The organism is Streptomyces sp. NPDC127114 (assembly GCF_042677525.1).
Classification (GTDB): domain Bacteria; phylum Actinomycetota; class Actinomycetes; order Streptomycetales; family Streptomycetaceae; genus Streptomyces.
Genome location: NZ_JBHXTJ010000049.1, coordinates 32,299 through 52,914, shown reverse-complemented (window position 1 = coordinate 52,914; position 20,616 = coordinate 32,299). Strand labels below are relative to the sequence as shown.

The 20,616-nt window shown below is 73.3% G+C and carries 20 protein-coding genes; 8 read left to right on the top strand and 12 right to left on the bottom strand.

The genetic code is table 11. The annotated features are described in order from the left end of the window. Window positions 1-118: 118 nt before the first annotated feature. The 3 genes from ACFVGS_RS32415 to ACFVGS_RS32405 are packed head-to-tail and all read right to left on the bottom strand — an operon-like array spanning window position 119 to window position 3,146. Window positions 119-1,252, bottom strand: coding sequence for an Mrp/NBP35 family ATP-binding protein (locus ACFVGS_RS32415; RefSeq protein WP_385695546.1), 1,134 nt, complete (start codon window positions 1,250-1,252; stop codon window positions 119-121). Between the two features lie 42 nt (window positions 1,253-1,294). Then, window positions 1,295-1,885: a DUF1003 domain-containing protein gene (locus tag ACFVGS_RS32410; protein ID WP_385695543.1), complete on the bottom strand. Its 591-nt coding sequence runs from the start codon at window positions 1,883-1,885 to the stop codon at window positions 1,295-1,297. Further along, entirely contained in the window at window positions 1,878-3,146 is a 1,269-nt protein-coding gene (locus ACFVGS_RS32405; protein ID WP_384421169.1) for a magnesium transporter MgtE N-terminal domain-containing protein, read from the bottom strand. Before ACFVGS_RS32405 ends, ACFVGS_RS32410 begins: the two co-directional genes overlap by 8 nt. A 219-nt stretch (window positions 3,147-3,365) precedes the next feature. Between ACFVGS_RS32405 and ACFVGS_RS32400 the strand changes: the two genes are divergently transcribed. Further along, window positions 3,366-4,151 carry a hypothetical protein gene (locus ACFVGS_RS32400; protein ID WP_384421171.1) on the top strand — a complete coding sequence of 262 codons (786 nt, stop codon included), beginning with the start codon at window positions 3,366-3,368 and terminating at the stop codon, window positions 4,149-4,151. A gap of 350 nt (window positions 4,152-4,501) precedes the next feature. Here ACFVGS_RS32400 and ACFVGS_RS32395 read toward each other — a convergent pair whose 3' ends face one another. Both ACFVGS_RS32395 and ACFVGS_RS32390 read right to left on the bottom strand, forming a co-directional pair. After that, window positions 4,502-5,017, bottom strand: coding sequence for a hypothetical protein (locus ACFVGS_RS32395; protein WP_385695540.1), 516 nt, complete (start codon window positions 5,015-5,017; stop codon window positions 4,502-4,504). A gap of 30 nt (window positions 5,018-5,047) precedes the next feature. Further along, entirely contained in the window at window positions 5,048-6,187 is a 1,140-nt protein-coding gene (locus tag ACFVGS_RS32390) for a magnesium and cobalt transport protein CorA (RefSeq protein WP_384421175.1), read from the bottom strand. Window positions 6,188-6,607: 420 nt separating this feature from the next. On the opposite strand from ACFVGS_RS32390, the gene ACFVGS_RS32385 reads away from it, so the two are divergent. The 4 genes from ACFVGS_RS32385 (at window position 6,608) to ACFVGS_RS32370 (ending at window position 10,006) form a co-directional block, all read left to right on the top strand. Continuing rightward, window positions 6,608-7,198, top strand: a complete 591-nt coding sequence (locus ACFVGS_RS32385) for a suppressor of fused domain protein (protein ID WP_384421177.1) — start codon at window positions 6,608-6,610, stop codon at window positions 7,196-7,198. Window positions 7,199-7,371: 173 nt separating this feature from the next. Beyond that, complete coding sequence (locus ACFVGS_RS32380) at window positions 7,372-8,010, top strand: DUF6758 family protein (RefSeq protein WP_384421179.1); 639 nt, start codon at window positions 7,372-7,374, stop codon at window positions 8,008-8,010. Between the two features lie 231 nt (window positions 8,011-8,241). Next, the gene (locus ACFVGS_RS32375) at window positions 8,242-9,102 is read left to right on the top strand and encodes a PHP domain-containing protein (RefSeq protein WP_385695537.1); all 861 of its coding nucleotides are present in this window, start codon (window positions 8,242-8,244) and stop codon (window positions 9,100-9,102) included. Window positions 9,103-9,400: 298 nt separating this feature from the next. Continuing rightward, window positions 9,401-10,006 (top strand): MarC family protein, encoded by a 606-nt coding sequence (locus tag ACFVGS_RS32370; protein WP_384421183.1) that lies wholly within the window; start codon window positions 9,401-9,403, stop codon window positions 10,004-10,006. A 99-nt stretch (window positions 10,007-10,105) separates the two neighbouring features. On the opposite strand, the gene ACFVGS_RS32365 is transcribed toward ACFVGS_RS32370, so the two are convergent. The 3 genes from ACFVGS_RS32365 to ACFVGS_RS32355 form a co-directional block, all read right to left on the bottom strand. Continuing rightward, entirely contained in the window at window positions 10,106-10,258 is a 153-nt protein-coding gene (locus ACFVGS_RS32365; protein WP_384421184.1) for a hypothetical protein, read from the bottom strand. 221 nt (window positions 10,259-10,479) lie between these two features. Further along, window positions 10,480-11,436, bottom strand: coding sequence for an alpha/beta fold hydrolase (locus ACFVGS_RS32360; protein WP_384421185.1), 957 nt, complete (start codon window positions 11,434-11,436; stop codon window positions 10,480-10,482). A 113-nt stretch (window positions 11,437-11,549) separates the two neighbouring features. Then, window positions 11,550-14,348 (bottom strand): DEAD/DEAH box helicase, encoded by a 2,799-nt coding sequence (locus ACFVGS_RS32355; protein WP_385695533.1) that lies wholly within the window; start codon window positions 14,346-14,348, stop codon window positions 11,550-11,552. 533 nt (window positions 14,349-14,881) lie between these two features. On the opposite strand from ACFVGS_RS32355, the gene ACFVGS_RS32350 reads away from it, so the two are divergent. Further along, a complete protein-coding gene (locus tag ACFVGS_RS32350) occupies window positions 14,882-15,613 on the top strand; it encodes a ferritin-like fold-containing protein (protein WP_384421189.1) in 732 nt (243 codons plus the stop codon). Window positions 15,614-15,618: 5 nt separating this feature from the next. On the opposite strand, the gene ACFVGS_RS32345 is transcribed toward ACFVGS_RS32350, so the two are convergent. The 4 genes from ACFVGS_RS32345 to ACFVGS_RS32330 all read right to left on the bottom strand — a co-directional run bounded on the left by ACFVGS_RS32345 (window position 15,619) and on the right by ACFVGS_RS32330 (window position 17,629). Continuing rightward, window positions 15,619-15,888 carry a hypothetical protein gene (locus ACFVGS_RS32345; protein WP_309548381.1) on the bottom strand — a complete coding sequence of 90 codons (270 nt, stop codon included), beginning with the start codon at window positions 15,886-15,888 and terminating at the stop codon, window positions 15,619-15,621. 163 nt (window positions 15,889-16,051) lie between these two features. Further along, entirely contained in the window at window positions 16,052-16,279 is a 228-nt protein-coding gene (locus tag ACFVGS_RS32340; protein ID WP_384421190.1) for a DUF3107 domain-containing protein, read from the bottom strand. 136 nt (window positions 16,280-16,415) lie between these two features. Then, the gene (locus ACFVGS_RS32335; RefSeq protein ID WP_384421192.1) at window positions 16,416-17,075 is read right to left on the bottom strand and encodes a TetR/AcrR family transcriptional regulator; all 660 of its coding nucleotides are present in this window, start codon (window positions 17,073-17,075) and stop codon (window positions 16,416-16,418) included. A 338-nt stretch (window positions 17,076-17,413) separates the two neighbouring features. Then, entirely contained in the window at window positions 17,414-17,629 is a 216-nt protein-coding gene (locus ACFVGS_RS32330) for a hypothetical protein (protein ID WP_384421194.1), read from the bottom strand. Between the two features lie 143 nt (window positions 17,630-17,772). Between ACFVGS_RS32330 and ACFVGS_RS32325 the strand changes: the two genes are divergently transcribed. Together ACFVGS_RS32325 and ACFVGS_RS32320 are read left to right on the top strand one after the other, a co-directional pair. Continuing rightward, window positions 17,773-18,753, top strand: a complete 981-nt coding sequence (locus tag ACFVGS_RS32325) for an alpha/beta fold hydrolase (RefSeq protein WP_384421196.1) — start codon at window positions 17,773-17,775, stop codon at window positions 18,751-18,753. 146 nt (window positions 18,754-18,899) lie between these two features. Further along, window positions 18,900-20,384 carry a DUF3152 domain-containing protein gene (locus ACFVGS_RS32320; RefSeq protein ID WP_385695527.1) on the top strand — a complete coding sequence of 495 codons (1,485 nt, stop codon included), beginning with the start codon at window positions 18,900-18,902 and terminating at the stop codon, window positions 20,382-20,384. Window positions 20,385-20,616: the final 232 nt, after the last annotated feature.

Below are 20,616 nucleotides of genomic sequence, written 5' to 3'. Positions count from 1 at the left end.
CGGCGCCCCCAAATTTCTCTTTTTTAAATTAATTCCCCCCCCCCGGGGGCCCCTCCCTCGGCGCGCCCCCGCCCCCCCGGGCCCCCCCCCCCCGGGGGGGCCCCCCTTTCGCGTCGTCTCAGAACTTGTTGCGCGGCGTGATGCCGAGGCTCATGCCCGACAGGCCGCGCTGCCGGCCGCCGAGCTTGCCGGCGATGGCGCGCAGGGCGGAGCCCGCGGGGGAGTCGGGGTCGGTGATGACGACCGGCTTGCCCTCGTCGCCGCCCTCGCGCAGGCGCACGTCGATCGGGATGGAGCCGAGGACCGGGACGGTCGAGCCCGTGGTCCTGGTCAGGCCGTCCGCGACCTTCTGGCCGCCGCCCGTGCCGAACACGTCGACCATCTCGTCGCAGTGCGGACACGGCAGGCCGGACATGTTCTCGACCACGCCGACGATCTTCTGGTGGGTCTGCACGGCGATCGAGCCGGCCCGCTCGGCGACCTCGGCCGCCGCCTGCTGCGGGGTGGTGACGACCAGGATCTCCGCGTTCGGCACCAGCTGCGCGACGGAGATCGCGATGTCGCCGGTGCCCGGGGGCAGGTCGAGCAGGAGCACGTCCAGGTCGCCCCAGTACACGTCCGCGAGGAACTGCTGGAGCGCGCGGTGCAGCATCGGGCCGCGCCAGACGACCGGCGCGTTGCCCGGCGTGAACATGCCGATGGAGATGACCTTCACGCCGTTCGCCGCCGGCGGCATGATCATGTTCTCGACCTGGGTCGGACGGCCGTCCACGCCCAGCATGCGCGGCACGCTGTGGCCGTAGATGTCGGCGTCCACGACGCCGACCTTCAGGCCGTCGGCCGCCATCGCCGCCGCCAGGTTGACCGTCACCGAGGACTTGCCGACGCCGCCCTTGCCGGAGGCGACCGCGTAGACCCGGGTCAGCGAGCCCGGCTTGGCGAACGGGACCTCGCGCTCGGCGGTGGTGCCGCGCAGCGCCGACGCCAGCTCCTTGCGCTGCTCGTCGCTCATCACGTCCAGCGTGACGTCGACGCCGGTGACGCCCTCGACGCGGGAGACGGCGTCCGTGACGCGCTGGGTGATCGTTTCGCGCATCGGGCAGCCGGAGACGGTGAGGTAGACCGTGACGGCGACCCTGCCGTCGTCAGCGATCTCCACCGACTTGACCATGCCGAGCTCGGTGATCGGTTTGTTGATCTCGGGGTCGTTCACCGTCGCCAGTGCTTCGAGCACCGCGTCTTCCGTAGCCATAGGGAGATGGTACGGCGACGGGCACCGGGTGATGAAAGGTTGTTAACGGTCGGGTACGTCACTCCGGCGGGAGCCGTCCGGCGGGAATAGATCGCGGCGCTCTCCATGCCGCTCTCCGTTCCGTTCCTCCAGCTCCTTCAGGAGGTCCTGGAGCTCCGAGCGCATCCAGTCGCGGGTGGCCACCTCGCCCAGGCCCATCCGCAGCGCCGCGATCTCCCGCGTCAGGTACTCGGTGTCGGCGATCGAGCGCTCGTTCTGCTTGCGGTCCTGCTCCAGGTTGACCCGGTCCCGGTCGTCCTGCCGGTTCTGCGCGAGCAGGATCAGCGGGGCCGCGTACGAGGCCTGGAGCGACAGCGCGAGGGTCAGGAAGATGAACGGGTACTCGTCGAACTTCAGTGCCTGCGGGGCGAAGATGTTCCACAGCACCCACACCAGGATGGTCAGCGTCATCCAGACGAGGAAGCGCCCCGTCCCCAGGAAGCGGGCGATCCGCTCCGACAGCCGCCCGAACGCCTCGGGGTCGTACTCCGGCAGCAGCCGTGCCCGCCGCATCCGCGGCTGGTCGAGCCGGATCCGCGGCAGCGTCCGCTCCCGCTCCCGCTCACGGTCCCGCTCCTGAGCACGATCAGCCACCGTGCACCCCCTCCTCGTGGAACTCCGTCTCCCGCCAGTCGTCCGGCAGCAGGTGGTCGAGGACGTCGTCGACCGTCACCGCCCCCAGCAGTGAGCCGCTCTCGTCCACCACCGGCGCCGCCACCAGGTTGTACGCGGCGAAATAGCTGGTCACGGCGGGCAGCGGGGTGTCCGGGCCGAGCGGCGGCAGATCGCTGTCCACGAGCGAGCTCACCAGCGTGAACGGCGGATCCCGCAGCAGCCGCTGGAAGTGCACGGTGCCCAGGTACTTGCCGGTCGGCGTCTCGTCCGGCGGCCGGCACACGTACACCTGCGCGGCGAGCGCCGGCGGGAGGTCCTGCTGGCGCACCCGCGCCAGCGCGTCGGCGACCGTGGCGTCCGGGCGCAGCACGATCGGCTCCGAGTTCATCAGACCGCCCGCCGTGCGCTCCTCGTACGACATGAGCCGGCGCACGTCCGCCGCGTCGTCCGGCTGCATCAGCGTGAGCAGCCGTTCCTTGTCGTCCTCCGGCAGCTCGTTCAGCAGGTCGGCCGCGTCGTCCGGGTCCATCGCCTCCAGGACGTCGGCGGCCCGCTCCTCCTTCAGCTTGCCCAGGATCTCGATCTGGTCGTCCTCAGGCAGCTCCTCAAGGACGTCGGCGAGCCGGTCGTCGTCGAGGGCCGCGGCCACCTCGGCGCGCCGCTTCGGGGAGAGGTGGTGCAGCGCGTTGGCGAGGTCGGCCGGGCGCAGCTTCTCGAAGGTGGCGACCAGGTTCTCGGCGCCCTGCCCGTGCTCCTCCAGGGAGAAGCCGGTGACGGCGGACCAGTCGACGGTGATCGCCTCGCCCTTGCGGCGCAGCGCCCCGCCCTTGCCGCGCCGCACGAAGACCTTGTCGATCTCCCAGTCGCGGCGGGCGGGCAGCTGCTGGATCGCCACGTCGAGGACGGTGACCTCCTCGTTCGTCTCCACCAGCGTCACCCGCCGGTCGAGGAGCTCGCCGAGCACGAGCCGTTCGGTCGGGCGCTGCACGAAGCGGCGCATGTTCACCACGCCGGTGGTGATGACCTGCCCGGACTCGACGCCCGTGATCCGGGTCATGGGCACGAAGACCCGGCGCCGGGACAGCACCTCGACGACCATGCCGAGCAGCCGTGGCGGCCTGCGGCCCACGCGCAGCATGGCGACCAGGTCGCTGACCCGCCCCACCTGGTCGCCGACGGGGTCGAAGACGGGGACCCCGGCGAGGTGGGAGACGAAGATCCGGGGGGCGCCTGCCGCCATGCCACGCGCCTCCTCGATGCCGCACGATTCGGGTCCGTCCGGGGCTCTTGACCCGGCTTGCCGGGTTCAGGCTAGCCCGTGCCGACCGGCCCCGCTTCGGCAGAGCGCCCGTCCGGCTGCCTGCGGAGCGGTCACCCGGCCCGGGTACGCTGCGGTCTGCCGTCCCCCACCGGCTCCGGTTCCCCCGGTCCGTCCCCCACCGACTCGAGAGGTGCCCAGGTGACCGTGCTCCGTCCTACCTCGCGCATCCGCGGGGCCGTCGTTCCGCTGGCGCTGTGCGTCGGCCTCGCCTCGGCGCTGACCGCCTGCGCGGCCGACCCCGACGAGGGGACCAACGGCGTCGGGAAGCTCGAAGCGACGGCGATCGAGGACAAGGCCCAGTCGGCGGCGGACGCGGCGAAGGCGGTACGGCTGTCCGGCACGCTGGTCAGCAAGGGCGGCACGTACAAGCTCAACATGCGTCTGAAGGACGACGGCGCGGCGGGCTCGGTGACCACGAAGAACAGCACCTTCGAGCTGCTGCGGGTCGGCGACGCGCTCTATCTGAAGGCGGACGCGGCCTTCTGGGAGCACGACGACGACAAGCCGTCGGCCGCGCCCTCCTCGGCCTCCGGCTCCGGCTCCGACGAAGCCGGGTCCGAGGCCGCCGACAAGCTCGACGACATGTACGTGAAGGTGCCGGAGGACGACCCCGCGTACAAGCAGCTGCGCGGCTTCACCGACATGGACCTGCTGCTCGACGGCCTCATCGGGCTGCACGGTGACCTCGTCAAGGGCGACCACGACAAGATCGGCGGCGTGCGCACCATCAACGTCAAGGGCGGCGAGGACGGCGAGGGCGGCTCCCTCGACGTCTCCCTGGAGGGCACGCCCTTCCCGCTGCGCTTCGCGCGCGGCGGCGGCGCGGGGGTGGTGATCCTGTCCGAGTGGGACAAGGACTTCCCGCTCACCGAGCCCGCGAAGGGCCAGACCCTCGACTACGGCAAGCAGCTGCCCCGGACGTAGGGCTCAGGCGGCCCGGCACCGGCCCGGGCGGAGGTACGGGGCCGTGGCCGCGCCTTCAGGCCCGGCCCCGTCGCAAGGCGTCTTCGGGCCGGCGCCCGGCGCCTTCGGGCCGGCGCCGACGGCTCACGCACCTGCGGCATCGGGCCGGCGTCGACGCGGGGCCGGCGCAAGGCGTCTTCGGGCCGGGCCCGGAGTCTTCGGGCCGTTGCCGACGGCTCACGCACCTGGGCATCAAACCGACGCCCGCAGCTCACGCACCTTGGGCATCAGGCCGACGCCCGCAGCTCACGCACCTGGGGCGTCAGGCCGGCGCCCGCGGCTCACGCGCGGGCGCGCGGTCGGGCCCGTGCCTACGGCTTGCGGCGCTTCCGCTTCAGGAGCAGCTTCGGCAGACCCGCCGGGATCGGCCGGCGGGTGATCCCCGGGGACGGCAGCGGCGCGGCGGCCAGCGAGCCGTCCGGCAGCTCGGTCGTCGAGACACGCGGGTCGAGCCGTACCAGCCGGCACTCGCGGGCCCAGCGCTCCGGCATCGCCTCGCCGTCGGGCGCGTTCAGCCGCTTGCCCTTCAGCTCGGCGACGGCCGCGTCCCACTCGTCCGTACCCGGCGTCAGCTCGCGCACGTCGGCGGTCCAGGCGACGATCCGGCCGCCCTTGTCCTTGCTGCGCACGGTGACCTCGGCGGTCCCGCCGTCCCGCAGCCCGGGCAGCGGCTGCTCGCCCGGGCCGTCACCGACGACGTGCACGGCGCCGTCGTGCCACACGTGCCAGAGCGGCCGGGCGGCCGGGGCCTCGCCCCGCACCCAGATGAGGCCGGACTTCTTGGCGGCCTCCTCGACGAGGGCGCCGGTGAGCAGCTTGTCGGTCATGGCCGAAGCCTATCGACCGCGCTCCGCCGCCTACAGCCAGCCGTTGCGCTTGAGGGTGCGGTGGATGGCGAAGCAGATGACGGCGATGCCGCCGAGCACCATCGGGTAGCCGTACTTCCAGTGCAGCTCCGGCATGTGGTCGAAGTTCATGCCGTACACGCCGCAGACCGCCGTCGGGACGGCGACGATCGCCGCCCACGAGGTGATCTTGCGCATGTCCTCGTTCTGCGCGACGGTCGCCTGCGCCAGGTTGGCCTGGAGGATGGAGTTGAGCAGCTCGTCGAAGGCGACCACCTGCTCCTGGACGCGGGCGAGGTGGTCGGCGACGTCCCGGAAGTACTTCTGGATGTCGGGGTCCACCAGCCGCATCGGCCGCTCGCTGAGCAGCTGCATCGGGCGCAGCAGCGGTGTGACGGCCCGCTTGAACTCCAGTACCTCGCGCTTGAGCTGGTAGATCCGGCCGGTGTCGGCGCCGCGCGTGGTGCCCTTCGCGGCCGGCGAGAAGACGTCGATCTCCAGCTGGTCGATGTCGAGCTCGACCGCGTCCGCGACCGCGATGTAGCCGTCGACAACGTGGTCGGCGATGGCGTGCAGGACGGAGGAGGGGCCCTTGGCGAGGAGTTCCGGCTCGCCCTGGAGGCGGTGGCGGAGGTTGCGCAGCGAGCCCTGGCCGCCGTGCCGGACGGTGATGACGAAGTCGGGGCCGGTGAACACCATGACCTCGCCCGTCTCCACGACCTCGCTGGTGGCGGTGAGTTCAGCGTGCTCGACGTAGTGGATCGTCTTGAAGACGGTGAAGAGGGTGTCGTCGTACCGCTCCAGCTTGGGCCGCTGGTGGGCGTGGACGGCGTCCTCGACGGCGAGCGGGTGCAGCCCGAACTCGGCGGCGATACCGGCGAATTCGGCCTCGGTCGGCTCGTGCAGGCCGATCCAGGCGAAGCCGCCGCTCTCCCGTACCTGGCGCATCGCGCCGCGCGGCGTCAGGCAGGCGCGGTCGTCCACGCGGCGGCCGTCGCGGTAGACGGCGCAGTCGACGACGGCGCTCGCGGCCGTGGGGTCGCGGGTGGAGTCGTAGTTGGCGTACGGGGAGGAGGCGGCCGGGGCGGTCCTGCGCAGCGGGTGCAGCAGCGACGGACGGACGGCGGCGCGCAGGTCACGGATCATCGACACGGGCGTGCTCCTTCACGGAGAGGCCGTCGGCGAGCGTGGCACAGCCCGGAATGGGGACGTGGTGCTTACGTCGTCCACAAAGCGGGCGGCACCGGAGGATCGCGGTGACGGCGTTCGCTACAGACAGGCAAAGAGAGGTGCTCTTCCGTCGTGCGAGCTGCCGGGAAGGGGGGAACCTGCGAGGGTCCTCGACGTCACCGGAGGGAGATGCGCACCGGGCTGGGGTGCGGGGCGGCGGAAGAGCGGCTGGTACTGCCCGATCGACTTCGGTCCATCGCAGTCCCACCTCCTCCGGCCGGTCCCTCGTGAGGGATGACGTGTGACGAGCAGTCGGGAATCCCGACCAGTGGCAAACACTATCAGCCGACTGAGGGTCAATCCCTTACTTTGCCCGTTCCATACGCGCTTTATGCTCGCCGCATGGCAGAAATTCTCGCTCTGGTCGAGGCCCGGCTGCGCACGGCCCTCGGCGAGCCGGACGCGCGCGCCGCGATCACGTTCCTCGGCACCGACCGGATCGAGGTGCTCCGGTTCATCGACGCCGACGCCGGTCTGGTGCGCTACGCGACCCTCGGGATGTCCGCCCAGCCGATGGCCGACCCCACCGCGGTGCTCGCCGACCCGGTCAAGGGCCCCCGCGCCGAACTGGTGCTCTCCGTACGGGCCGGCCGCGCCGACACCGACAAGGTGCTGCGCCCGCTCGCGGTGCTCGCCGCCACCCCGCAGGTGGAGGGCGTGGTCGTCGCCCCTGGCGCCTCGCTCGACGTGGGTGAGCCGCTGTGGCCGGACGCGGCGTTCAGCTCCGTCCTCGTCGCCGAGCCGGGCGGCCTGGTGGAGGACCTGGAACTCGACGAGCCGATGGACCCGGTGAGGTTCCTGCCGCTGCTCCCGATGACCTCGAACGAGGCCGCGTGGAAGCGGGTGCACGGGGCGAAGGCCCTGGAGGAGCGCTGGCTGGCGAACGGCACGGACCTGCGTGACCCGCTGCGCAGGTCGGTGAACCTGGACTAGGCCGTTTCTTTCGGATCAGGGCCGGGTCCGCGGTCCGCCGATCCGTTCGTATCGGCCCCTGTTCTGTTCCCTCCTGACCGCTCTCCGGCCGGAGGTGAACGGCTCCGGCCGGACGGGTGATCATCGGTGATCGTCCTTGACGCGGGGCCGAAGCGGTAGGACCGTTGAGCCCTATGAGGGGCGAACCCAGTTGCCCGAAGTGCGGTGGCCGGGTCAGGGCGCCCGGTCTCTTCGCCGACTCCTGGCAGTGCGACGTGCACGGCTCGGTGCACCCGCTACAACCCGTGATCCCGCCCAGCGTCGAGGGCCTCGGTGTCGTCGTGCACCGGGCCCACGTGCCGGTGTGGATGCCGTGGCCCCTGCCCGTCGGCTGGCTCTTCACGGGGGTCGCGTACGCCGGTGACGACCGCAGCGGCGGCCGCGCGACCGCCGTGGCCTGCTCGGGGCCCGGCCCGCTCGGCGGCATCGGGGAGCTGCTGCTCGTCGCCGAGGAGCTCGGCGTCGGCCTCGGCGCCCGGTACGCGGGCATCGACGGCCCCGACCCCGGACCCGGCATGGCCATCGACAAGCCGCCCCAGGTCAAGGTGCTCGCGGCCGGCCGTCCCACCCCGCTCTGGCACGTCCACGGCGCCCCGCAGGACCGCGCCGTCTTCGCCGGCGAGGCGCGCGGTCTGTGGCTCTGGGCGATCGTCTGGCCCGAGCAGTCAGGGCTGCTGATGTACGACGAGCTGGTCCTCACCGACCTGCGGGACGCGGGCGCGGAGGTCGAGCTGCTGCCGTGCGGGGCGCTGACGCCGCGGCTGCTGGCCTAGGGCCTGTCCGGCGGATCATGGCAGGCCCGCGACCCTGATCCGCCGGAAAGGGCCTGGGGGTGTCCCGGGCGTGTCCCGAGGCCGCCCCGGGACAGGGGGGACGGCCGGTCGGCCGGGGAGCGGCGCAGTAAGGGGTGAGGGCTTCGGGGGATCCGTACGTGTGTGCTTGATTCGCCCGTTATGCTGGAGCGTCCCTGTCCGTCCGTCCCGAGCCCCTTGGAGTCACGCGTCGTGCGCATCGATCTGCACACCCACTCCACGGCCTCCGACGGCACGGACACCCCGGCCGAGTTGGTCCGCAACGCGGCCGCCGCCGGGCTCGACGTGGTCGCGCTGACCGACCACGACACCACGCGTGGTTACGGCGAGGCGATCGCCGCCCTGCCCGAGGGGCTCACCCTCGTCACCGGCGCCGAGCTCTCCTGCCGCTACGACGGCGTGAGCCTCCACATGCTGGCGTACCTCTTCGACCCCGACGAGCCCGCCCTCCTCGCCGAGCGCGAGCTGGTCCGGGACGACCGGGTGCCACGGGCCCGCGCGATGGTCGGCAAGCTCCAGGAGCTCGGCGTCCCCGTCACCTGGGAGCAGGTCGCCCGGATCGCCGGGGACGGCTCCGTCGGCCGCCCGCACGTCGCGGAGGCGCTGGTCGAGCTCGGTGTGGTGCCGGACGTCTCCGGCGCCTTCACGTCCGAGTGGCTGGCCGACGGCGGCCGGGCGTTCGTCGCGAAGCACGAGCTCGACCCGGTCGACGCCATCCGCCTGGTCAAGGCGGCCGGCGGCGTCACCGTCTTCGCCCACCCGCTGGCGGTCAAGCGCGGCGAGTGCGTGCCCGAGTCCGCCATCGCCGAGCTGGCCGAGGCCGGTCTCGACGGCATCGAGGTGGACCACATGGAGCACGACGAGCCGACCCGGGCGCGGCTGCGCGGCCTGGCGAAGGAGCTGGGGCTGCTGGTCACCGGCTCCAGCGACTACCACGGCAGCCGCAAGACCGTCGGCCTCGGCGACTTCACCACCGACCCCGAGATCTACGGCGAGATCACCCGCCGTGCCGCCGGCGCCTTCCCGGTGCCGGGCGCGGGCGGACGCGCCTAGGGCCCGTCCGGCGGATCATGGTCCGGCCCTGATTCGCCGGACAGGTTCCAGGGCCCGTCCGGCCGGCCGCGCTCCCCTTCTCCGGGGCCCGGCCCCACGGCTCGTCGGCTTCCGGTCGCGTTCCGGTGCCGGCGCCGGACTGTCGTGGCGCTGCGGCGCCATGGCCTCTCCGGGTGCGTGCCCTCGGCCCTCCGCCCTCCCCTACTGACGTCCTCCCGTCGGGCATCACCCTGCCCACTCTCCGGAATCCCCAGTTCCGGACGTTCGTGTACACCCCTTTCCCGCAAGGCCCTTCACCGTGTTCGACGTCGCCGTCTTCGGCTCGCTCTTCCTGACCCTCTTCGTGATCATGGATCCGCCGGGGATCACCCCGATCTTCCTCGCCCTCACCTCCGGCCGCGCCGCCAAGGTCCAGCGGCGCATGGCCTGGCAGGCCGTGGCCGTCGCCTTCAGCGTCATCACCGTCTTCGGCATCCTCGGCCAGCAGATCCTCGCCTATCTGCACGTCTCCGTCCCCGCGCTGATGATCGCGGGCGGTCTGCTCCTGCTGCTGATCGCGCTGAGCCTGCTCACCGGCCAGACCGACGAGCCCAAGCAGACCAAGGACGTCAACGTCGCGCTCGTACCCCTCGGCATGCCGCTGCTCGCCGGTCCCGGCGCGATCGTGTCGGTCATCCTCGCCGTGCAGCACGCCGACGGCGCCGCCGCGCAGGTCTCCGTCTGGGCGGCGATCGTCGCCATGCACGTCGTGCTGTGGCTGACCATGCGCTACTCGCTGCTGATCATCCGGGTGATCAAGGACGGCGGCGTGGTCCTGGTGACGCGCCTGGCCGGCATGATGCTCGCCGCGATCGCCGTGCAGCAGATCATCAACGGCGTCACCCAGGTGATCCAGGGCGCCTGACGCCGCTGGCCGGCGCGGCCGGACACCACTGCGCCCCCGTACGGATTCCGGTGACGGAGTCCGTACGGGGGCGCGGTGCGTGTGGTCCGGCCGTGGGCCTTACGAGGCCGCGGTCTCGGCCGGGCGGATCCAGATGCGCTGGCCGATCGAGGCGGCCTGCTGCACGATTCCGTTGACGGAGGCGGCGTCCACGACGGTCCGGTCGACGGGCGTGCCGTCGACGTCGTCGAGTCGCAGGATTTCGAAGCGCACGGGCTTCTCCCTTCGTCTGAGGTGTTCCTCCTGGTGGAGAACTGGGTTACGTACCTGTCCAACGAGGTGCAGCCTGCAAACATTCCCTACGCTAAGGAAATTTTTCGGCTGGCTAAGTACTGATGGGTAGGGCCGGTGCGGCGGCGACGGCGACGCCGGAACCGGGCTGCGCGACGCCCGGGAAACCACGGGGCCGCTGCGACCATCTTCGCCGACGCGCGTTACGGGCGCGCTTCGTCCGGATTGCCGGTGACGACGGTGGCCGTCGTCGCGACCGGGGCCTGGAGCGCCTCCGCCTCCGCCCCCACCGCGATCCGCGCGGGGATCCCGTCCCAGAACGCGGCGAGCCGCGCCGCCAGCTCCCGCGGGTGCGAGACGTTGGGGGAGTGACCGGCACCGTTCACCACGGTGTGGTGCGCACCGGTACGGGCGGCGGCCGCCGCCAGGTCCGGCACCGGCCAGACCGTCTCCTCGTCCCCGTACGCGATGTGCAGCGGGAACGGCAGCGCGCACAGCGCGGCGGTGCCGTCCGGGGCGCCGAGCAGCAGCCGGCCCGCGCCCGAGAGCTGGGCGATCCGGGTCCGCATCCACCGCCGCCGCAGGAACCGCACGATCTCCGGCGGATCCGACACGCCCGGCTCCTCGCCCCGGCTGTCCAGCCAGCGCGTCGCCCGCCACACCCGCTCCTTGGGCAGCAGCGCCAGCGCGCCCCGCAGCACCCGGACCCGGACCCGCTGCGGCCGGGCCACCCGGCCCGGCCCCGAGGACAGCAGCGTCAGCGAGGCGAACGCGTCAGGCGCGAGCTCCGCCGCCGCGCGGGCCACGAGCCCGCCGAACGAGTGCCCCAGCAGATGTACCGGGCCGTCCCCGAGCGCCGCCGCCTGCGCCACCACGTCGAGCGCGAGCGCCTTGCGCCGGTACGCGGCCCGCCCGCGCGGCCCGGGCGACTCGTGCTGGCCGCGCCCGTCGACGGCGACCGCGCGATACCCGGCCTCACCGAGCGGCTCGAGGAGCGCCAGGAAGTCCTCCTTGCTGCCGGTGTACCCGGGCAGCAGCAGCACGGTCCCGTGCCGCTTCCCGGCGGCCTCGGCGTCGAGCACGGCGAACTCGCCCCGCGCCGTGGACAGTCGATAGCCACGAGTACGCGGCGGCAACGCGAGGGACCGGGGCTTGCTCATACAGGGACTGTAACCTCAGCGCCCGACGGCGGCGGCGCGGGCGGTTCCCGTCCGCACGCACCGCGGCCCGGCGCTCGTTTCCGAGGGCCGGGCGCGGTGGTGGGACGTGCCGGTCAGGCCTCCGGCTGGGCGGCGGCCTTCTTGGCCACGCGCTTGCGCGGGGCCTTGGGCGCGGCCTCCGTGACCTCGGCGGGCTGCTCGGCCGCGGCCTTCTTCGTCGTACGACGACGGGTCGTCGTGGTCTTCGGCTCCGACGCGTCCGGCGCCTCGGCCGCGACGGCCTTCTTGGCGGTCCGCTTGCGCGGGGCCTTCGGCGCGGCCTCGACGGCCTCGACCACGTCCGCGACGGCTTCGGCGACCTTCTTGGCGACCCGCTTGCGCGGCGCCGCCTTCTTCGGCGCCTCGGCGGCGGCGGTGTCCGCGGCCTCCGGCTGGGCGGCCGCGGCCTTCCTGGTGGTGCGCTTGCGCGGGGCCTCGGTCACCTCGGCGACGGTCTCGACCGGCGCGACGGCCTTCTTGGCGACCCGCTTGCGCGGGGCGGCCTTCTTCGGCTCCTCGACGACCACGGCCGGCGCGGCCTCGACGACCGCGGCCTCGACGACCACCACGGCATCCGTACCCGGCGTCGACGTCACGGGGCTCGACGCCCGGCGGGTCGCCCGCCGGCGCGGCTTCGGCTCCTCGACCGGGGCCGCGACCGGCTCCGGCGCGGCCGGGGCCTCGACGACCGGGGCCGTGCTGGTCACCGGACGGGTCGCGCGGCGACGCGCCCGCGGCGCGGACGGCGCGGCGGTGGTCACCGGCTCGGCGGCCTGTGCCGGCACCGTCACGGCGGCCGCGACCGGAGCGGCGGCCTTCGGCTCGGCGGCCTTCGGCTCCCCGACCTTCGGCTCGGCGGTCGTCTGCGCGGGCACCGTCGCGGTGGTCCGGGCGGCGGCCAGCGCGGCGGCGGCCGTCTCGACCGTCTGGAACGTCACGGTCTCCTCGACCGGACGCGGACGCACCCGGCGCCGACGCGGGGCCGGTGCCTCGACCGGAGCGGGCGCGGCGGCGGCCAGCGGCGCGGCGACCTCCGGACGCGCGCCCCGGCCACGACGCCGGCGCGGCCGGGTCTCGGTGGCAGCCTCGGCGGCGGGCGCCTCGACGACGGCCGGCGCCTCGACGACGGCAGTAGCTTCGGCGACGGGAGCGGCCTTGACGGCGGGCGCGGCCTCCGCGACGGGAGCGGCCTTGACGACCGGCGCGGCCTCCGTGACGGGAGCGGCCTCGACGGCGGGCGCTTCCTCGGCGGCCGGGGCCGTCTCGACAGCCTTCTCCGTCTGCGGCCTGCGCGTACGGCGCCGCGTGCGCGGCTCCGCGGCAGGGGTCTCGGCGGCGGGCGCCTCGACGACAGCGGTCTCCACCGCGGGAGCCTCCGCGGCCGGGGTCTCCGGCACCGAGGTCTCGGCGACCCTTGTGGGCTGCGCGCCCGCGACCGGGATGCCTCCCGACGGGGCGGCGCCGCGCGTACGGCGGCGACGCGGCCGGCGCGGGCCGGACGGGGCCTCGGCGGTGTCGGCCGCGTCGGCGGCGGCCGGGGCGACGGTCTGCTCGGTGGCGGCGACGGCCTCGTCGGCGACCGTGGCACCGCCGCGGGTACGACGGCGCTGGCGCGGCGTACGGGTGCGGGCCGGGCGCTCCTCGGTCTTCTCCTGGCGCGGGCCGCGGCCACGGCGGCCGCCGGGCTCGCCGAGGTCCTCCAGCTCCTCCGCGTCGAGGCCGGCGCGGGTGCGCTCGGAACGCGGCAGAACGCCCTTGGTGCCCTCGGGGATGTCGAGCTGCTCGTAGAGGTGCGGCGAGCTGGAGTAGGTCTCGACCGGGTCGTTGAAGTCCAGCTCGAGCGCCTTGTTGATCAGCTGCCAGCGCGGGATGTCGTCCCAGTCGACCAGCGTGATCGCCGTACCGCTCGCACCGGCGCGGCCGGTGCGGCCGATGCGGTGCAGATAGGTCTTCTCGTCCTCGGGGGACTGGTAGTTGATGACGTGCGTGACGCCCTCGACGTCGATGCCGCGCGCGGCGACGTCGGTGCAGACGAGCACGTCGACCTTGCCGTTGCGGAAGGCGCGCAGCGCCTGCTCGCGGGCGCCCTGGCCGAGGTCGCCGTGGACCGCGCCGGAGGCGAAGCCGCGCCGCTCCAGCTGCTCGGCGATGTCGGCGGCCGTGCGCTTCGTACGGCAGAAGATCATCGCGAGGCCGCGGCCGCGGGCCTGCAGGATGCGGGCGACCATCTCCGGCTTGTCCATGGAGTGGGCGCGGAACACGTGCTGCGCGATGTTCGCGTGGGTCGCGCCCTCGTCGTCCGGCGAGGTCGCGCGGATGTGCGTGGGCCTCGACATGTAGCGGCGGGCCAGGCCGATGACCGCGCCCGGCATGGTCGCCGAGAACAGCATGGTCTGGCGCGTGGCCGGAAGCATGTTGATGATCTTCTCGACGTCGGGCAGGAAGCCCAGGTCGAGCATCTCGTCGGCCTCGTCCAGGACCAGCGCCTTGACGTGGGACAGGTCGAGCTTGCGCTGGCCGGCCAGGTCGAGCAGCCGGCCGGGGGTGCCGACGATCACGTCGACGCCCTTCTTCAGCGCCTCGACCTGGGGCTCGTAGGCCCGGCCGCCGTAGATGGCGAGGACGCGCACGTTGCGCACCTTGCCGGCGGTGAGCAGGTCGTTGGTGACCTGCTGGCACAGCTCACGGGTGGGGACGACGATCAGCGCCTGCGGGGCGTCGGTCAGCTGCTCGGGCTGCGCCCGGCCGGCCTCGACGTCCGCGGGGACGATGACGCGCTCCAGGAGCGGGAGGCCGAAGCCGAGGGTCTTGCCCGTGCCGGTCTTGGCCTGGCCGATGACGTCGGTGCCGGAAAGGGCGACCGGAAGGGTCATCTCCTGGATGGGAAAGGGGGAAACGATGCCGACGGCCTCGAGGGCCTCGGCCGTCTCGGGAAGAATCCCGAGGTCTCGGAACGTAGTCAGGGTGCTGCCTCTTCTGTGAGACGCGGCGCGAGGCGAACGAAGGGGGTCTCACCGTGCCGGGAACCGCCGACGGGGTCGGGAAGATCACCGTCAGATGGCGCGGGACCACTGCCGTCGCTCGAGCGTCGTGCCGCTGAGGGACCCCTCCGCGGGTCCGCAGGAGGGCTGTCGGGCCGGAGCCGATCGGGCCACCGACCGGGCATCCTCATTCATCAGTCGGCCCACCGGGTACGTCCGAACGTGCGAAAGCATGTCCGCATACTCAGCAGGCGCAATACCACTGTACCCCGGAATCGCGCATGTGTGTCGGGAGAATTCCCGGCGAGGCCGGGGTCACACCCGCCGGCCGGCCGCCCACCCGGGCCCTCCGGGCCCGGATCGCCGGCCGACCGCCGTCCGACCGGGGCCCCGGGCGTCCGGCGGGGCGGGCTATTGTGCGCTTCATGGAGACGCCTGACAACGCCACACCCACCGGTATCGCCGCCCAGGACTGGGCGACGGCCTCCGCCGTGCCGCAGTACCGCGCCGCCGTGATCGACCTGCTCGGCGCCCTCGCCTACGGCGAGCTCGCGGCCTTCGAGCGGCTCGCCGAGGACGCCAAGCTGGCGCCGACCCTCGCGGACAAGGCGGAGCTGGCGAAGATGGCCTCCGCCGAGTTCCACCACTTCGAGCAGCTGCGCGACCGGCTCGCCGCCGTGGACGCCGAGCCGACCTCCGCGATGGAGCCCTTCGCCAAGGCGCTGGACGACTTCCACCGGCAGACCGCGCCGTCCGACTGGCTGGAGGGCCTCGTCAAGGCCTACGTCGGAGACTCGATCGCGAGCGACTTCTACCGCGAGGTCGCGGCCCGGCTCGACGCCGACACCCGTGCCCTGGTGCTGTCCGTGCTCGACGACACCGGTCACGGCAACTTCGCCGTGGAGAAGGTCCGCGCGGCGATCGACGCCGACCCGCGCGTCGGCGGCCGGCTCGCGCTGTGGGCCCGCCGGCTGATGGGCGAGGCCCTGTCGCAGGCGCAGCGCGTGGTCGCCGAGCGCGACGCGCTGTCGACGATGCTGGTCGGCGGTGTGGACGGGATGGCCGCGGGCTTCGACCTCGCGGAGGTCGGCCGCATGTTCTCCCGCATCACCGAGGCGCACACCAAGCGGATGGCGGCGCTCGGCCTGGCCGCGTGAGGACGTCAGACCGCGGCTGATCGGCGCAGTCGGCGCGAGGCAGGACGGAGCAGGAGCGACAGCAGCACCGCCGCCACCGCCACGGCGCCGATCAGCGTGGCGAGGAAGTGCCCGGGGCCGAGCGCCCCGTGGGTCACCAGGGCGCCGAACACACCGCCGAGCGCACCCGTCGTCAGGACGACGACCCGGGCGGGGAGGCGATCGGGGAGCCGGTGCACGGCCGCCCAGGCCAGGGCGAATCCGAGCAGTGCGGCACCGAGGGCTTCCAGGAACACGGCGAATCACCTCGCGTGGGGTGCGGGGCGGGCAGTTCGGTCACACCCGTCCTACCCGGTCACTCGTGATGACAATCCTCCCCGTACCCCCTGACGTGGGCGTTCGGGCGTATGCGAGAGGCCCGGCGGACCGAAGTCCACCGGGCCTCTCGTAGGGATGTCCTCAGAGGGCGCCGAAGCCCACGCGGCGCACCGCCTGCTCGCCGATCTCGATGTACGCGATCTTGTCGGCCGGAACCAGGATCTTGCGACCCTTCTCGTCCGTCAGGCTGAGCAGCTGCGACTTGCCGGACAGTGCGGCGGCCACCGCGCTCTCGACCTCCTCGGCGGACTGCCCGCTCTCCAGCACGATCTCCCGGGGTGCGTACTGCACGCCGATCTTGACCTCCACGGCTATGTCCCTCCGAACCGTCAGCCTTGCGCGTGGGTCCCGCGCCGTACTCGCCACACATTAGCCCGGTAAGGGGACGGAAACGGCGCGGCCGGGCCACGCCAAGAGCGAACACCCGGCCTCGCGGGCCGACGCGTCAGTGACCCTCGGCGGCCAGCTGGCCTTCCGCGCCGTGCAGCGGGAAGCCCGCGATGCCGCGCCAGGCGAGCGAGGTCAGCAGCGCGACCGCCTTGTCACGGGGGACCGGGGACTCGCTGGAGAGCCAGTAGCGGGCCACGACCTGGGAGACGCCGCCGAGACCCACCGCGAGCAGCATCGACTCGTCCTTCGACAGGCCGGTGTCCTCGGCGATGACGTCGGAGATGGCCTCCGCGCACTGCAGCGACACCCGGTCGACGCGCTCGCGCACGGCAGGCTCGTTGGTCAGGTCGGACTCGAAGACCAGCCGGAAGGCGCCGCCCTCGTCCTCCACGTAGGCGAAGTAGGCGTCCATGGTCGCGGCGACCCGGAGCTTGTTGTCGGTGGTGGAGCCCAGGGCCGTGCGCACCGACTGGAGCAGCGCCTCGCAGTGCTGGTCGAGCAGGGCGAGGTAGAGCTCCAGCTTGCCCGGGAAGTGCTGGTAGAGAACCGGCTTGCTCACTCCGGCCCGCTCGGCGATGTCGTCCATGGCCGCCGAGTGGTACCCCTGGGCGACGAACACCTCCTGGGCCGCGCCGAGGAGCTGGTTCCGACGGGCACGGCGCGGCAGGCGCGTGCCCCGAGGGCGTGCTGCCTCTGTCTGCTCGATGGCGCTCACGCCGCCTCCCAAAGTTCGATCTGTGCGCGCATTGGCGTCGCGCCGCCATCGTACTTTTGGGTAACCCGGCTGTGCGCGGTGCGAACGCAGAATTTCACGGACCGGACGCCCGGGGCGAGAGGCGGCAGGCAACGAGATGGTCATGCAATCGACCTGGATGAGGGCGCGAGGAACCCCCGGCGGTGCGGCCGGCACAGGGAAAACCCGTCCGGGGCGGGCGGCCCGTCGGGGGCGTCGAGTCTCCCGTCGGGTCTCCGCGGGCCGTACCGCAGTACGGACCGCACCGCTCATACGTCCGTGAGGTCATACGTCCGCAGGTGCCGCGGGAAGCGGAGCCGTCAGCGGTAGTCGTCCTCGTCGAGCGCCACGACCCGCGCCTGCTCCGCGGCGTCCGCGTCGTTCGCGGCGTCTCTCCTGACCTGGCTGAGCGGTTCGTCCTCGTGCTGCTGCAGCTCGGCGTGCTGTTCGGCCGCGTCGGCCTCGGGGATCTCCTCGTCGAGCACGTCGTCCTCTTTCTCGGCGAATGTGTCCGGCTCGTCCGGGTCGACAGTCATGCGGTTCCTTCCGGCGGGGCGGGTCCGCGGGTCCTGTCCGTGACCCTCACCTCCGAGCGTAGGAGTTCCTCAGGCGCGGCGCACCCGATCCTGTGACGCCGCACACACGCGTCCGGGCGTGATCGTCTCGTAATATCGCTGCCATGTCCTCGACCGAGCTGCCGGAAACCCGGACCGCCGCACCGCCCGCGACCCGGCCGCGCGCCGTGCGGGTCGCCGACGGCGAGCGACTGCGCTCCGTCGCGCTGCCCGGGCTCACCCTGAGCGTGCGCTCCCGGCCCGGTGCCCGGCCCGGTCTGCCGCCCGCGCTGTACGTGCACGGCCTCGGGGGCTCCTCGCAGAACTGGTCGGACCTGATGCCGCTGCTCGCGGACGTCGTGGACGGCGAGGCGGTCGACCTGCCCGGCTTCGGCGACTCGCCGCCGCCGGACGACGGCAACTACTCCGTCACCGGACACGCCCGGGCGGTCATCCGGCTGCTCGACGCGGGCGGCCGCGGCCCGGTGCACCTGTTCGGCAACTCGATGGGCGGCGCGGTCGCCACCCGGGTCGCCGCCGTCCGGCCCGACCTGGTCCGTACCCTCACGCTGATCTCCCCGGCCCTGCCCGAGCTGCGTGCCCAGCGCACCGCCTGGCCGACCGCGCTGCTCGCCATGCCCGGCATCGCCCCGCTCTTCGCGAGGCTCACCAAGGGCTGGACGGCCGAGCAGCGGGTCCGTGGAGTGCTCGCCCTCTGTTACGGCGATCCCGGCCGGGTCAGCGAGGAGGGCTTGCGGCACGCCGTCGAGGAGATGGAGCGGCGCCTGGAGCTGCCGTACTTCTGGGACGCGATGGCCCGCTCCTCCCGCGGCATCGTCGACGCGTACACGCTGGGCGGTCAGCACGGCCTGTGGCGGCAGGCGGAGCGCGTGCTCGCCCCGACGCTGCTCGTCTACGGCGGGCGCGACCAGCTCGTCGGCTACCGGATGGCGCGCCGGGCGGCCGCCGCGTTCCGCGGCTCGCGGCTGCTCACGCTTCCGGAGGCCGGGCACGTGGCCATGATGGAGTATCCGGAGACCGTCGCCGCGGCGGTACGGGAGCTGATCACCGATGCCGCGCGGGCCGCGGCCGAGGGCGGGAGCTGAGCCGGACCGTGGGACGACATAGTCGCAAGGGGGCCGCTGCCCCGGTGGCCGACACCGGGCAGCAGGAGGCCGCGAGGCCGGGCCCGGGGACGGGGCGACGCCGCAGGTCGCAGGGCCGGCAGCCCACGACCGCCCCCCAGAACCCGATGGCTCCCCAGAACCCGACGGGCTCCCAGAACCCGACGGCCCTCCGGACTCCGGCGGCCCCTCAGCCGTCGGCCGCCTCCCGGCATCCCGTGGCGCCGCAGACCCGGACGGCGCCCGCGTCGCAGCCCGCGCCCCCGCCGCAGACCGGCCCCAGGCCCCCGGCCGGCTTCCAGGCCCCGACGCCGCAGCAGTCCCCGCGCCCGTACGGCCCCCAGGGCCACGGCGGTCAGGGGTACGCCCCGCAGGGCTACGGCACCCCGGCGCACGGCACTCCCGCGTACGACGGGACCCCGGCGCATGGCACTCCCATGTACGACGGCACCCCGGCGCATGGCACTCCCATGTACGACGGCACCCCGGCGCACGGAATCCCCGCCTACGGTGCCCAGGCGCCCCGCCCCGCGCCCGTCTTCGACACGCCGATGCACGGCACGCCGCGTTACCAGGGGCCGTACGAACCGGACGCCGACGGCTCCTTCGTGCGCGGCGGGCATCCGGTCCACGACGAGACCGGCGAGACCGCCGTGCCCGCCGCTCCCTACATCCCCGGGCCGCGCCGTGAGGCGCCGCCCCGGCGGCCGGGGGAGCAGGCGGAGGGGCCGGCGGGCACCGGGACCGGGGCCGGTACGGAGGAGGCCGCCGGGGAGCGGCCGCCCACGCGGTCCGGCGGCGTCGGACGCACCCTCACCGGCATCGCCGCGGCGGCGATCACCACCGTGCTCGCCGTCGTCGTGGCCGGTCAGGTCGCCGAGCGCGGGAGCGGCGGCGCGCCGCAGGCCCACGCGGCGGACGACCCCGCCGACCGGGCCGGCGTGGAGAGCCCGGCCTCCCGCTCGGACGACCGTCCCGCCCGTACCCCGTCGGCGCCGCCGTCCGCGCCGCCGACGTACGAGCAGCTGATGGCCCGTCAGTTCCCGATCGACCCGAAGCTGCACGGCTCGGGCAGGTTCGAGGCCGTGCCCGGCTTCGACAAGGCGCCCGGGAAGGGCCGCAAGATCCGCTACCGGGTCGACGTGGAGCAGGGCCTCGGGCTCGACGGCGCGCTGTTCGCCCAGGCGGTGCAGAAGACGCTCAACGACCGGCGCAGCTGGGCCGGTAACGGCGAGATGACCTTCGAGCGGATCTCCAGCGGCGAGCCCGAGTGGGTCATCACCCTGGCCAGCCCGGGGACCACCGGCGACTGGTGCCGGAAGTCCGGCCTGGACACCACGGTCGACAACGTGTCCTGCGACTCGGCGTCTACCGACCGCGTGATGATCAACGCGTTCCGCTGGGCGCAGGGTTCGGACACGTTCGGGCCGGACGCGATGCACGCCTACCGTCAGATGCTGATCAACCATGAGGTCGGGCACCGGCTCGGGCACAGCCACGTGAGCTGTCGCACGCCGGGCGCGCTCGCGCCGGTCATGCAGCAGCAGACGAAGTCGCTCGACATCGAGGGGATCGAGTGTCGCCCCAACCCCTGGGTGCAGCCGGGGAGTTGAGCCATTGCCGGTTCGTCGGACACGGTTCAGGCCGCGTCCGTGCCGACCGCCCGTCGCCCTGACCAAGGGTGACCGAACCGCCCCGTAGCGCGACGGAACGCGACCGGGGTGGGAAAGTTACGTGCATTCACCCCTTCCGGTGGTGGGGGGGGGGACGACCACGCCCGCCACCCCGACCGAAACCAAAAAAAATAGAAAAACCCCACCCGCGGCCCCAACAAGAAAGACCGCG